The sequence below is a fragment of the Bradyrhizobium sp. USDA 4473 genome, assembly GCF_054063335.1.
The window spans coordinates 4,604,273-4,617,519 of sequence record NZ_JBSSGE010000001.1 but is presented as its reverse complement, the minus strand read 5'-3'; the positions used below and the strand labels follow the sequence as shown (position 1 = coordinate 4,617,519).

At 66.0% G+C, this 13,247-nt stretch carries 10 protein-coding genes; 3 read left to right on the top strand and 7 right to left on the bottom strand.

Features of this window, described 5'->3' with window-relative positions:
- Window position 1: 1 nt before the first annotated feature.
- The 6 genes from ACVW17_RS21415 to rfaD form a co-directional block, all read right to left on the bottom strand.
- Window positions 2-943 carry an NAD-dependent epimerase/dehydratase family protein gene (locus ACVW17_RS21415; RefSeq protein ID WP_456753767.1) on the bottom strand — a complete coding sequence of 314 codons (942 nt, stop codon included), beginning with the start codon at window positions 941-943 and terminating at the stop codon, window positions 2-4.
- Window positions 940-2,154 (bottom strand): glycosyltransferase family 4 protein, encoded by a 1,215-nt coding sequence (locus ACVW17_RS21410; protein WP_456753766.1) that lies wholly within the window; start codon window positions 2,152-2,154, stop codon window positions 940-942. The genes ACVW17_RS21415 and ACVW17_RS21410 overlap by 4 nt, the downstream gene beginning before the upstream one ends.
- A 48-nt stretch (window positions 2,155-2,202) precedes the next feature.
- A complete protein-coding gene (locus ACVW17_RS21405; protein WP_456753765.1) occupies window positions 2,203-4,116 on the bottom strand; it encodes an SDR family NAD(P)-dependent oxidoreductase in 1,914 nt (637 codons plus the stop codon).
- Window positions 4,117-4,200: 84 nt separating this feature from the next.
- The gene (locus ACVW17_RS21400) at window positions 4,201-5,481 is read right to left on the bottom strand and encodes an O-antigen ligase family protein (RefSeq protein ID WP_456753764.1); all 1,281 of its coding nucleotides are present in this window, start codon (window positions 5,479-5,481) and stop codon (window positions 4,201-4,203) included.
- Window positions 5,482-5,489: 8 nt separating this feature from the next.
- The gene (gene rfaE1, locus ACVW17_RS21395) at window positions 5,490-6,962 is read right to left on the bottom strand and encodes a D-glycero-beta-D-manno-heptose-7-phosphate kinase (RefSeq protein ID WP_456753763.1); all 1,473 of its coding nucleotides are present in this window, start codon (window positions 6,960-6,962) and stop codon (window positions 5,490-5,492) included.
- Window positions 6,963-6,974: 12 nt separating this feature from the next.
- Window positions 6,975-7,955: an ADP-glyceromanno-heptose 6-epimerase gene (gene rfaD, locus ACVW17_RS21390; protein WP_456753762.1), complete on the bottom strand. Its 981-nt coding sequence runs from the start codon at window positions 7,953-7,955 to the stop codon at window positions 6,975-6,977.
- 137 nt (window positions 7,956-8,092) lie between these two features.
- On the opposite strand from rfaD, the gene waaF reads away from it, so the two are divergent.
- Window positions 8,093-9,154, top strand: coding sequence for a lipopolysaccharide heptosyltransferase II (gene waaF, locus ACVW17_RS21385; protein ID WP_456753761.1), 1,062 nt, complete (start codon window positions 8,093-8,095; stop codon window positions 9,152-9,154).
- Here the strand turns inward: waaF and ACVW17_RS21380 are convergent.
- Window positions 9,136-10,182, bottom strand: a complete 1,047-nt coding sequence (locus tag ACVW17_RS21380; RefSeq protein WP_456797846.1) for a glycosyltransferase family 4 protein — start codon at window positions 10,180-10,182, stop codon at window positions 9,136-9,138. The two genes, waaF and ACVW17_RS21380, sit on opposite strands and share 19 nt — an antisense overlap.
- Window positions 10,183-10,313: 131 nt before the next feature.
- Here ACVW17_RS21380 and galE point away from each other — a divergent pair, with 131 nt between their 5' ends.
- The gene (galE, locus tag ACVW17_RS21375; protein ID WP_456753759.1) at window positions 10,314-11,327 is read left to right on the top strand and encodes a UDP-glucose 4-epimerase GalE; all 1,014 of its coding nucleotides are present in this window, start codon (window positions 10,314-10,316) and stop codon (window positions 11,325-11,327) included.
- Window positions 11,328-11,434: 107 nt separating this feature from the next.
- A complete protein-coding gene (locus ACVW17_RS21370; RefSeq protein ID WP_456797845.1) occupies window positions 11,435-13,246 on the top strand; it encodes an ABC transporter ATP-binding protein in 1,812 nt (603 codons plus the stop codon).
- The last annotated feature ends 1 nt before the right edge of the window (window position 13,247 follow it).

Here is a 13,247-nt window from a genome sequence, read left to right as displayed (position 1 = left end):
GTCAGGCTTCCGTTTTGCGCAGCGCGCGCTTCAGTCCCTCGTCGAGGCTCAGTGGCTGCCGCCAACCAGTGCCCGCGATCTTGGAGAGATCAAGTTCAAGCGAGGCGTACAGGCTGTCATAGGCCTCCTTGCGCCCGCTCATCGTGAGCGACACCTTCAACAGCGGCGGCGGCAGCCAGAACAGGCGCGGCGAGGTTTCTGCCGCGCGGGCAAGGCGCTCAACGAACTCCCGCGTCGAGACCTGCTCGCGATCGGCCACTAGAAACACGTCGTAATCGTTCCCTGGATGCGACAACCGGTGCAGGATGAACGACGCCAAGTTCTCCGCCGACACGAACGCGCGACGATTCTTGACGTAGGCGAGCGGAAGCGGCAAGCGATTGATCACCGCGCGCTTGAGCAAGGCGAAATTTCCCTTGGCACCGGCCCCGTAGATCAACGGCGGCCGGATCACGGTCACCCTCATGCCGCTGCCTGGCGCAATTTCCTTCAAGCCGACTTCGGCAGCGGCCTTCGAGTTTCCATAGAGGCCGCGGGGCGTCAGGACATCGTCCTCGCGAAATGGCGGGCGCCCGTAATTGCTACGCCCGTGCACCAGGATCGTGCTGACGAAAATGAAATCCCGGACACCCGCCGCGGCCGCGGCACGCGCCAGATGCAGCGTGCCTTCGATATTGACATTGCGGTAAAGCTCGATCGCCTGCTCGTCGGACTGCTGGTGAACGCGGGCCGCAAGATGAACAACGACGTCGACGCCGTCGAGAGCGGCGCGCCAATCGGTGGCTGGACTGAGCGAGCCGATCGCCACGTCGTTGGCGTCTTGCGGCGTGGTTCGCACCGCGCTGCGCACCATCCAGCCATTGCGCGTCAGCGCGGGCACCACATGGCGACCGACAAAGCCGCTGGCACCCGTCACCAGTACCGTCCGCCGACCATCGCTCATGCCGTGCGCTCCACTTCGCGATTGGATAGCAGCTCCGCAACCAGCGCGGCATAGCTCGCCAGCGCCCGCTCCGGACTGAAGGTCCGCGCGGCCGCGACGGCGCGCTCGGCCATCGCAGCGTCCTGCGATCGCGACGCTAGGCGGATGGCGTCGGCGAGTTGATCCGGTCTGCCCGGAGTGACCACCCAGCCCAGCCGGTTTTCGCTGACGGTCAGCGCCGCCTCGGCCTCGGGCTCGGAGACCAGGATGACGGGCCGGCCGGCCGCAAGCAGGTTGTAGAACCGGCTCGGCACCGACACGCCGGCGACGTCCTTGCGATAGGGAATGAGCCAGACGTCCGCGCTGGACAGCAACGCGTCCAGTTCGCCGTCGGCGACACGCTCGACCAGCGTGACGTTGGCAAGCTGCGCCGCGGCTTGCATCTCTTTCAATCGCGCAAAGCCCATACCCCAGCCCGAGAGCAGGAAATGGATGTCGCTCTCGTGGCGCAACAGCTGCGCTGCGTTAAAGACGATGTCCGGATCGTGGGTGAAGCCCAGATTGCCGGACAGGCCGACCACGAAACGGGCGCCGATCGCCTTGCGAAACGGATTGTCGGGGCTGACGGGACGATTGCCCGGGGCAAGCGTAGCCCAGTTCGGGATGAACCTGATCTTGTCCTGTGTCATGCCGCCATAGCGCAGCAGCAACTTCTCGGCATCGCGGCCGATCACGATGACGATGTTCAATGCACGGAACATCAGCGCGTTGATCGCGCGCATCGCCCGCGCTACCAGCGAGGCTGGCCGCAGCAGCCCGGCCATCACGAGCACATCGGGAAACAGGTCGTGCAGGATCAGCGCCGACTTCGCGCCCTTCAACCGTGCCGCGGCGGCGACCGCATAGGGCAGCGCAAACGGGGCGGTCACCGTCAGCGCGACATCGCCGCGCTTGAGCCGCGACAACAGCGCGAAAAAGATTCTGCCGGTGAACAGCGCCTCGGCGAGCGCGCGCTTGACCAGCGCCGCCTTGCCCGGCAGCCAATTTCTGATCTCGACGACGACAGGTCGTCCGGCCTCCGGCGCGCGCGCCGAGCCTGGCATCCCCGAGACCACCATCACGTCCGTCTCCTGCGCGATCCGTTCGGCGATCGCGGCCATGATCGCGGCGGTCGTGCTGTGGTCCGGCGGATAATGCTGGCTGACGACCACGACTTTTCGAGAATGAGGCATCAATAGCTTTCGAAATAGTCCTGCCCTATCCTCCGCAGGACGGCGCGGTCAGGCGGCATTCGATCCGAACTCGGGCACGGCATCCTGCAGCACGGCGCGGATGGTCACTCGATCGTCTCGCTCGATCGCATCCTCCAGCGCCGCGAGCCACTTGCGCAGCGTCGACATCGGCGGCTGGTTCGGCTTGGCCGCCATCACGCCGGCGACGCCGATCTCGAGCGTCGGCTCCTGGCTCGCGAACAGGATCTCGTTCAGCCGCTCGCCGGGCCGGATGCCACTGAACACGATCTCGACGTCGACGCCCGGTTGCAGGCCCGACAGGCGGATCATCCGCTCGGCGAGATCGACGATCTTCACCGGCTGGCCCATGTTCAGCACATAGACCGAGACGTCGGGCCGCGCCGGCGTCATGGCGTGCGTCGCCGCGGTGATCACGAGATCGCAGGCTTCGCGGATCGTCATGAAGTAACGAACCATGTCCGCATGGGTCACCGTGATCGGCCCGCCGGCCTCGATCTGCGCCTTGAATTTCGGCACCACCGATCCGTTGGACGCCAGCACGTTGCCGAACCGCACCGAGATCAACCGCATGTGCGGCTTGCCCTTGGCCTCGGTCATCAGGTCGTGGTCCAGCGCCTGGCAATACATCTCGGCGAAACGCTTGGTCAGGCCGAGCATCGACACCGGCTCGATCGCCTTGTCGGTCGAGATCATCACCATCGCGCTCGCGCCCGCGGCACGCGCTGCATCGGCCACGTTCACGGACCCGAAGATGTTGGTCTTGACCCCCTCGCTCCAGTCACGCTCCAGGATCGGCACATGCTTGAGCGCCGCGGCATGGAACACGATGTCGGGCTTGAACTCGCTCATCAGGCGCGTGATGCGCTCGCGATCCCGGATGTCGGCGATCCGCCCTTCGATCTCGGGCCCGCTGTCGCGCGCAGCCAGCGCCTCGGTCACCGCATAGAGCGCCGGCTCCGAGTTCTCGACCACCAGGAGGCGCGCCGCCCCGAAAGTCGCAACCCGCTCGCAGATTTCCGCGCCGATCGAGCCGCCGCCGCCGGTCACGATGACGGACTTACCCTTCACCAGCGTCTCGAGTCGCGCGTAGTCGATCTTCTGGCTTGGGCGCAGCAGCAGATCTTCGACCGCGACATTGGTGAGCCGCGGCGCGTCGCCGCCCTCCAGCGACGGCAGCCGGCTGACCATCAGGCCGAGCCGTCTGGCGCGCATCAGCACGCTTTCCGGATGCGCGTCCGGCTCAAAGGCCGAGGGTGTCATGACCACGCGCTTGATCGGCCGCTGGCGGCTCTCGAAATCGCGAATCACGGCCTCGATGTCGTCGACGCCGCCGACCACCGGAATGTTGCGGATCATCTGGCCGCGATCCGCGGCCGACGGCGACAGCACGCCGACCGGCCAGAGCCGCTTGATGGCGCCGTTCTCGATGCCGCGCAGCACGACTTCCGCATCGGCGGTGCGTCCGACCAGCAGCGCCGGCGCGGCGTTGTCGGAGCGGGCGTGCAGGCGCGTGCGCGAGTAACGGAAATAACGATAACCGAGCCGCAGCGCGCTCAGCGCGAACACCTCGAGGAAGAAGAACAGGACGATCGTGATCCGGCCGAGGAACACCGGACTGTGCGAGTTCGCTCCCTTGAAGAAGTAGACGTAGTCCAGCACGACCAGCGCCAGCGTCAGCACCGCGGCGACCCGCAGGATATTCACCGCGTCCGGCAGCGAGGTGAAACGCCATTTCGCGGTGGTCAGATTGGAGAAATAGCTGACGACAACGCTGAACAGCACGAACCAGGGCAGAATGCGCAGCAGATGCGGCAGTCGATCGGTGAGCAGGCTGCCTTCGAAACGCAGGTAGAAGCTCGCCAGCAACGCAAACGTCGTCGCCAGAGCGTCATGCGCCAGGATCAGGAAGTTGCGCAGGGTAAGTTGTGAAAGACGCGTCATCTAATGGACGGGTTGCCGGCAACTGGGAATTCGCGATGGGACATTGGCAGGCTGATAGCGTATCTGCAGGGCCCTTGCCAGCGATCACGGACGGATCGGAGGCCCGGGTTCCATATCGGCCCCCGCTCGCCCCTTCAACGCCATGCCGCCGGCAACCCCGACGCCCAGCACATACATCCAGCCTTCGTGAAAGTCGAAGATGTGTGAATTAAACAACGAACTTGAAATATTCTGCACCACGACGAGAAGTCCAATCCAATTGACGAGACCGTCGCCGCGGAACAGCACCAGGTGCAGCAGCCACATCGCGTACAGGATCGCCACACCCACAATGCCCCACTGCACGGCGACGTTCAACGTCTGATTGTGCGGGTTGCCGATCACTTCGCTTGAGGCTTCCCTCACGCCGCCGGTCGCGACGCGCTCGAACAGTCCTCGCGTCGCTCCGGTGCCGTGGCCGATGACCGGAGCCTCGGCGAAGAATCCGAGCGACTTTCGCCAGAATTCGAGCCGCAGACCGAGCGAGGTCGGCTCATTGCGCTCCATGTAGAGCTTGTAGTCGCGCTGGAACGACTCGGCCGTCCAGCGCAGTTGTGGCGATGCGTACCACGCCACCACGGACGCCGCGGCGGCCGCGCACAGGATCAGGACGATGCTGCGCCAGCGCAGATGGAGCAGCGCGAACACCGCGAACATAATCGGAACCGTCACCAACGCCGTCCGCGACACCACCACCATCGCCAAGTTGGCGAACAGGCTGAGCGCAACCGCGATCAACAGCACCGCCGGCCGGACGCGCTTGGCCCGCAGCAGCATCACGATCGGATAGGCCAGCCCGACCGCGCACAGGGTGAATTCCTGGCTCTGGTCGATGTAGTTCTTGACGAAGACGCCCTGCTCGCCCGGAGCCGGCGCCCGCAGCGCGAGATGCGGATAGGCAAGCACCAGCCAGGACATCAGCATCAACAGCGTGCAGGACACGACGAAGGCCGCGAACACCCAGGTGCCGCGGGTCGAGCGCTGGAAATGATAGAGCAGGACCGGAAGCACCAAGAGCTTCGCGGTCGGCCCGACCGCATACAATCGCGCCCCCCAGGCGGCGTCGGACCACAGCGTGCCTGTTAGCGCGAGACAGAACAGCGCGATCGGCGCCACGCAGATCGGCCGTTGCAGCAGCGCCCAGAACGCCTTCAGGTCGACCGTCGGCGCGATCGCGATCAAGAGCACGACGCCGAAGATGCCGACCAGCGAGGTCGACCACGGCAGCGACAGCGCGATCAGCACCGCGACCACGTCGGTCGTGGCCTGCCAGCGCGCCGGATCGCGCCACGCCGGGCACGCCGCGGCGCCTGCCGGGGATGCCACGCTCGCGCTCACGCCTTGCCCTCGCGGGCGCGGGCCACCAGCGAGGTCGTGCTGTGGCCGGCCAGGATCTCGACCAGCACCACCTCGCCGCCGGCGGCCTCGACGATCTCGTGGCCAACCACCTGCTCGCGGGTATAGTCGCCGCCCTTGACCAGCACGCTCGGCCGCACCTTGGTGACCAGGTTGATCGGCGTGTCCTCCTCGAAAATGGCGACGAGATCGACGGCCTCCAGCGCCGCCAGCACCTCGGCGCGGGCGCGCTCGTTCTGCACCGGACGCCCCTCGCCCTTCAGCCGCTTCACCGAGGCGTCGCTGTTCAGGCCGACGATCAGGCGGTCGCAGGCGCCGCGCGCGGCGGTCAGCACCTTGACGTGTCCGGGATGCAGGATGTCGAAACAGCCATTGGTGAAGCCGATGCGCAGATCCCGCCGGCGCCATTCCGCAAGATGCGCGTCGATGTCACCGCCGGCCGGAACGATCTTCTCCTCGGCCACCAGCGAGGCATGCGGCAGGATCCGGCGCCGCAACTCATCGGACTTGACGATCGCTGTGCCGGTCTTGCCGACTGCGACCGCGGCTGCAGCGCTCGCGATCCGCAGCGCGGCTTCCCAATCGGCACCGCCCGCCAGCGCAAGCGCCAGCGCCGCGGCAACGGTATCGCCAGCCCCGGAGACGTCGCGCACCTTGACCGGTAGCGCCGGCACATGGATCGAGCCGCCGTCCCGCGTCACCAGCGTCATGCCGCGCTCGCCCTGCGTCACCAGCATCGCCTCGCAATCGGCGAGATACATCGCGTCGGGCGCAGCCTGCGCGATGCTGTCCTGGCTGTCGGCGCGGCTGCGGGTCGCCTCGGCGAATTCCTTGCGATTCGGCGTCAGCACGGTCGCGCCGCGATAGATCGCCAGATTGGCGCTCTTGGGATCGACGATCACGCGCTTGCCAGCCTGGCGCGCGGCATCGATCACGTTGCGGATCACGCGCGCGGTGAGCACGCCCTTGGCATAGTCGGACAGCAGCACGATATCGGCACGCGCGAGGCACGGCAGGATCGCGTCGATCAGCTGCTGTTCGATCGCGGGCGCGGCCGGCGCGGCGAGCTCCCAATCGGAGCGCAGCATGTGGGTCGAGAACTGTTCGGAGACGAAGCGCACCTTGCGCGTGGTCGGACGCGCAGTGTCACGCACCAGCACGGTCTCGATCCCGGCCTCCTTCGCCAACGCCTCTGACAGCATCGTGCCGGCGGCATCCTCGCCGATCAGGCCGACGAAGATGCAGCGGCCGCCGAGCGAAGCGATATTGCGCGCGACGTTGCCGGCGCCGCCGATATTGGTCTCGCTGCGCCGAACCGCGATCACCGGTGCCGGCGCCTCCGGCGAGATCCGCGATACGTCGCCATAGACGAATTCGTCGAGCATGAGATCGCCGACGCAGAGCACGGTCTGGCCCGACATGGCACGCGAGATCGTTTCAAAATCGAACATCAGTCATCCGCTCTAGCGATAGCGATCGGCACGATCGAGAAAGCCTTTCACATAGGCCCCGACCGCGTCTTCCAACCGTGTGAAACCGCCATTGTATCCGGCGCGCGCGAGGCGATCGACGACGCTCTCGGTGAAGTACTGGTAACTGCCGCGAATCTGCTCGGGCATGTCGACATACTGGATGTTCGGCGAAAGCCCGAGCGCGCCATAGGCCGAGACGATCAGATCCTTGAAGCTGCGCGCCTGGCCGGTGCCGACGTTGAACAGGCCGGAGACCCGCGGCGTCGCGATCAGCCACATCATCACCCGCACGACGTCGTCGACATAGATGAAGTCGCGGCGCTGGTCGCCGTCGGCGATGCCCTCGCGATGCGACTTGAACAGCTGCACGACGCGGCCCGCCCGGATGTCGTCGAAGCGGCGCGCCAGCACGCTCATCATCGGGCCCTTGTGATATTCGTTGGGGCCGAACACGTTGAAGAATTTCAGCCCGGCCCATTGTGGCGGCAGCGGTTCGCGCTTCGCCACGCGCTCGGCAACCGCGAGATCGAACAGGTTCTTGCTCCAGCCATAGAGGTTCATCGGCCGCAGCCGCTTGAGCGCGTCGACCGATCCATCGTCGTCAAACCCCTGCTCGCCGTCGCCATAGGTCGCGGCCGAGGAAGCATAGATCAGCGGGGTTGCGGTCGCGGTGCACCAGTCGAGAAGACGTAGCGGTGTCCTGAAATTGGCTTCCATGACCGCATCACCATCGGTCGCGGTGGTCGACGAGATCGCGCCGAGATGGAGGATGGCATCCAGCCGACGGCCCTGCAGCCAGGCCATCAACTCGCCCGGCGGCACAAAATCGGCGATCTGGCGCTTGGCCAGGTTCCGCCACTTGCCGTCGTCCCCAAGAATGTCGCAGACCGCGACGTCGCTGCGGCCGGCGTCATTCAACGCGGCCACGACGTTCGACCCGATAAAACCGGCGCCCCCGGTTACCAGAAACATGATGAAATCCCGCCAGATTCCTTTGCCAGCCGCCAGCTTTGCCCCACTCCCGCGCCACAGGCAACGACGGCTTTACCTCTCATCGCGAACCGGTTACCGACTGGGCCGCGCCCGGTCCGGCTTTGGCCTATTTAGAAATGAATATTGATTCAATATCTGACATCGAAACACAGGACACCGAGGATACCAGACCGATCCTCGTCGTACCCTATGTTTGGATCGGCGATTTCGTGCGCGGCCACACCGTGGTCCGGGTGCTGCGCAAGCGCTGGCCCAACCGGCCGGTCGATCTGCTGACCACCCGCCAATGCGCCCCGCTGGTGGACTACATGCCCGGGGTCCGGGCCGGGATCGTGTCCGACCTGCCGCGCAGCCGGCTTGCCCTCGGCCGGCAGCGCTCGCTCGCCGCTGAACTGCGCAAGCGCAACTACGCCACCGCGCTGGTGCTGCCGCGCACCTGGAAGGCGGCGATCGCGCCAGCGTTGGCGGGGATTCCCGAGCGGATCGGCTTCTTCGGCGAGGCCCGGTTCGGCCTGATCAACGCGATGCGCTGGGGCGAAAAGCAGCAGCCGCGCTTCATCGACAAGAACGCGATCCTGGCGCTGCCTGAGGGCGCGGCCCGTCCGCCCGAATGGCCGGTGCCGCAGCTTCGGGTTCCGGCAGACGAGATCGGGCGCTGGCGGCAGGCCAACGGCCTCGGCAACGGTCCGGCCATCGCGCTCGGCCCCGGCTCGGTCGGCGTTTCGAAGCGCTGGACCTATTACCCGGAAGCCGCGCGGCTGTTCGCCGAACGCGGTTTCGAGGTCTGGGTGGTCGGCGGCCCCGGCGAGAACGCGATGGCGCAGGAGATCGTGGCGATCGGCGGCCCGCGGGTCCGCGACCTCACCGGAACCGATTTGCGCAACGGCGCGCTGGCGATGGCCGCGGCCAGCGTCGCCATCACCAACGACTCCGGGTTGATGCACATCGCGGCCGCGATCGGCACCCCGACCATGGGCATTTTCGGCCCGACCGATCCCCATCTCTGGGCTCCGCTCAATGGCCTCGCCGAGACGGTGGTGACCAAAAGCAAGCCTTCGTGCCAGCCGTGCCAGCGCACGGTCTGCACCATGAACGACCATCGCTGCATGCGCAGCATCGCGCCCGAAGAGGTCGTGGAGCTCGCGCAGCGCGTGCTGGCTCAGATCAGCGTGCGATAGACCGCAGCGATCGCGTTCGCCTCGGCATCGAGGCTGAACTTATCCACAACTCGTTGCCGCGCCCGCGCGCCCATGGCCACGGCAGATGCCGGATCACGCATCAAGGGCTCGAGCGCCGCTGTCAAGGCGTCCGCATCGCCCGGCGGAATCAGCACGCCGGTGGCGCCATCCTCGACGACGAATTCGGCGGCGCCCGCCCGCGCCGCCACCAGCGCGGCGCACGCCGACATCGCCTCGATCAGGGTCAGGCCAAAGCCTTCGTTGCGCGAGGTGAAGGCATAGATCGTCAGCCGCTGATACCAGCGCACGACCTCCTCGATCGGCAATTCCCCCGTGACGACGATGCGCGATTGCAGCCCGGCGGCCTCGATCTTCCGCTTCAGCTCGTTGGCAAAGGCCAGTTGCTCCGGCACCACCGCGCCGACGATGATTGCGGTGAAATCGGGATAGCGCGGCAAAAGCCTGCACATCGCTTCGACAAAGACATCGCTGCCCTTCTGCGCGCGCACCCGTCCGAAGCAGCCGATCGCATAGCGCCCCGGCAATCCGCTCTCGGCAAAGGCTGCGGCCCGATCGGCCGGCGGCGCATAACGATCGGTGTCGACGCCGTGCATCACCACCGTCGCCTCGCGCTTCAGGTACGAGGCCGACAGCGGGCTGGTGGCGATGATCGCATCCATGTTGCGGATCAGCCAGCGCGTCAGCCAGGTGTGATGACGTTGCGCCGCTGACGTGAACAGCAGTTTCAGCGGCCAGCCGAGCGCGCGCAGCACGAGGCCTGCGATCATCTCGTCATTGCGACGCGCGTGCCAGATCACGGGCCGTGCGCGCCGCCACAGCCGCATCAGATCGGCAAATCCGATCGCGTCGATGCCGTCGGGGCGATGCGAGCCGAGCCAGGCCGCGCGAAACATCTTGGCAAGCTTCGGCGCGACCATGCGGTTGGTCGCGGTGACACCCGAATAGCGTCGATGCAGATTGGGCACGATGAGCTCAAGCTCGCCGGCTGCTGTGTTCTCGATCGGCACGCAAGTCTCCGTTTCGTGCCAGTTCCTATACGCAACATTAAGCATAGTGGCCAGTTCGGCCGCGGCGAAACCCCCTCTTCACCGCACTCCCGTTAGCATCGTCGGTTAAAGATATCGGGAGAGCTCTCACCATGACCGTGCTCGTGACCGGCGGTGCCGGCTATATCGGAAGTCACATGGTTCATGCGCTGGTCGATGCCGGCGAGAGCGTCGTCGTGATCGACAATCTCTCCACCGGCTTCTCCGCGTTCCTGCCCGAAGCTGTTCCGCTGTTCATCGGCGATGCCGGCGACGAGAACCTGGTCGAGGGCGTGATCGCACAGCACGGCATCGACAGCATCATCCATTTCGCCGGCTCCGTCGTGGTGCCGGACTCGATGCGCGATCCGCTGGGCTATTACCGCAACAACACCATGACGACGCGCAGCCTGCTCAATGCGGCGGTGAAGGGCGGCATCAGTCGCTTCATCTTCTCCTCGACCGCGGCGGTCTACGGCAATCCGGACCAGGTGCCGGTGCCCGAGATCGCGCCGACCCGGCCGCTGTCGCCCTATGGCTCATCGAAATTGATGACCGAGATCATGCTGCACGACGTCGCCTCCGCCCATGGCATGAGCTACGTCGTGCTGCGCTACTTCAACGTCGCCGGCGCCGACCCGAAGGGCCGTGTCGGCCTTTCCACCATCGGCGCCACCCATCTGCTCAAGATCGCGGTCGAGGCCGCGACCGGCCAGCGCGCCAAGATCGACGTGTTCGGCACCGACTATCCGACCCAGGACGGCAGCTGCGTGCGCGACTTCATCCATGTCAGCGACCTGGTCGAGGCGCATCGCTCGGCGTTGTCCTATCTGCGCGGCGGCGGGCAATCGGCCACGATGAATTGCGGCTATGGCCGCGGCTATTCCGTGCTCGAGACCATCGAGGCGGTGCGCCGGGTTTCGATGCGCAATTTCGCGGTCGCCTACGCCGGACGCCGGCCCGGCGACATCATGACCATGGTGGCCGATACGGCGCGGATCCGCTCAGTTCTCGACTGGACCCCGCGGTATGATGATCTCGAGACCATCGCGAGCCACGCGCTGGCCTGGGAGGAGAAGCTGTTCCGGGAGCGCGGCGGCGCCGCGCGACAGGCAGAATCGGCCTAAAAATCAAGCCGTTATCAAGTCGTTATTGGACTTGAAAAAGCCCCGCCAAGCGGGCAAGGAGGACCGCAACCTGACGGCCGGCGCTACCCGCCGTCAATGGAACGCGGATGGCTCAGTTTCCAAAGAAGATTACCGACGATCCCTATGGCGCGGCGATCCTGATTCGCCGCCTGGTCACGGAGCAGGGGATCATCTACTGGCGGCGCTATCTGACGGCGTTCGCCCTGATGGCTGTGGCGGCCGGCGCGACAGCCGGCGCCACCTACGTGCTCGGCCAAGTCATCAACCAAGCCTATGTCGACAAGAACATCCCCGGCATCGCGATGTTCGCCGGGATCACGGTGATCCTGCTGTTCATCAAGGGCGTGGCGACCTACGGCCACATGGTGATCCTGTCGAAGATCAGCAACGCCATCCTGGCGCGGAACCAGCGGCAATTGTTCGCCAAGCTGATGAGCGAGAGCATCGGCTTCTTCTCGCAGCGGCACTCGTCGGAGTTCCTGGCGCGGCTCACCGCCGGCGCCAAGTCGATCACCGACGTGCTCAACATGCTGGTCAATGCGATCGGCCGCGACTTCCTGATGCTGATCAGCATGGTCGCGGTCATGGTCCGGCAGGACCCGCTGATGTCGTTCATCGGACTCGTCGCGGTGCCGCCGGCGATGCTGGTGCTGCGCAAGCTGGTGAAGCGGATCAAGGGCCTTGCCTATAACCAGTTCACCGGCACCGCCGACATCATGGAGACGATGCAGGAATCGCTGCAGGGCATCCGCACCGTGAAGGCGTTCACGCTGGAAGATGCCATGCAGCAGCGTATCGACGAGAACATCGCGATCGTCGAGCGCAACGCCAACAAGATGGCGCATGTCGCCAACCGCTCCAACCCGCTGATGGAGATGCTCGGCGGCTTCGCGGTCGCCGGCTGTCTGATGTATGGCGGCTACAGCGTGGTGGCGCTCGGTTCGACGCCGGGCCAGTTCTTCACCTTCCTGACCGCCTTCCTGATGGCGACCGAGCCGGCCAAGCGGCTGGCGCGGCTCAATATCGATCTCAACAGCCAGCTGGTCGGCGCGCGCATGCTGCTCGAGGTGGTCGACAGCCCGGCAAGCGAGCAAGCCGACGACGACAAGCCGGCGCTGAAACTGTCCGACGCGCGGATCGAGCTGCGCGATGTCGGCTTCGCCTACCGGCCGAGCGAGCCGGTGCTGAACCACATGAGCTTCACAGCCGAGCCCGGCAAGGTCACCGCATTGGTCGGCCCCTCCGGCGGCGGCAAGTCGACGGTGCTCGCACTGCTGCTGCGCTTCTACGAGACGCGCGAGGGCGAGATCCTGATCGACGGCCAGTCGATCCTGTCGGTCTCGCGCAAGTCGCTGCGCCAGCAGACCGCCTATGTCGGCCAGGACGTCTATCTGTTCCGCGACACCATCCGCGCCAACATCGCCTTCGGCAAGCAGGGCGCCACCGAGGCCGAGATCATCGACGCCGCCAAGGCGGCCTGCGCGCACGACTTCATCATGAGCTTCCCGCTCGGCTACGATACGCCGGTCGGCGAGCACGGCACGCAGCTGTCCGGCGGCCAGCGCCAGCGCATCGCGGTCGCCCGCGCGCTGATCAAGAACGCGCCGATCATCCTGCTAGACGAGGCCACCGCCGCGCTCGACTCGGAATCCGAGAAGCAGGTGCAGGAGGCGATCGAGCATCTCTGCCAGGGCCGCACCACGATCGTGATCGCGCACCGCCTGCACACCATCATGCATGCCGATGCGATCCTGGTGGTCGAGGGGGGCACGATCGTCGAGCGCGGGCGGCATGAGGAGCTGCTGCGCCGCGGCGGCCGCTACGCCTCGTTCTTCCGCCTGCAGCACCATCACGACCCGTCGCCGCTGGCACTGGCGCCGATCAGCGCCACCGGCTGAG

Excerpts from the sequence above, each read along its gene's own strand:
- ACVW17_RS21415 (WP_456753767.1), bottom strand. The coding sequence starts at position 943 with ATGAGCGATGGTCGGCGGACGGTACTGGTGACGGGTGCCAGCGGCTTT.
- ACVW17_RS21410 (WP_456753766.1), bottom strand. The coding sequence starts at position 2,154 with ATGCCTCATTCTCGAAAAGTCGTGGTCGTCAGCCAGCATTATCCGCCG.
- ACVW17_RS21405 (WP_456753765.1), bottom strand. The coding sequence starts at position 4,116 with ATGACGCGTCTTTCACAACTTACCCTGCGCAACTTCCTGATCCTGGCG.
- rfaE1 (WP_456753763.1), bottom strand. The coding sequence starts at position 6,962 with ATGTTCGATTTTGAAACGATCTCGCGTGCCATGTCGGGCCAGACCGTG.
- rfaD (WP_456753762.1), bottom strand. The coding sequence starts at position 7,955 with ATGTTTCTGGTAACCGGGGGCGCCGGTTTTATCGGGTCGAACGTCGTG.
- waaF (WP_456753761.1), top strand. The coding sequence starts at position 8,093 with ATGAATATTGATTCAATATCTGACATCGAAACACAGGACACCGAGGAT.
- galE (WP_456753759.1), top strand. The coding sequence starts at position 10,314 with ATGACCGTGCTCGTGACCGGCGGTGCCGGCTATATCGGAAGTCACATG.
- ACVW17_RS21370 (WP_456797845.1), top strand. The coding sequence starts at position 11,435 with ATGGCTCAGTTTCCAAAGAAGATTACCGACGATCCCTATGGCGCGGCG.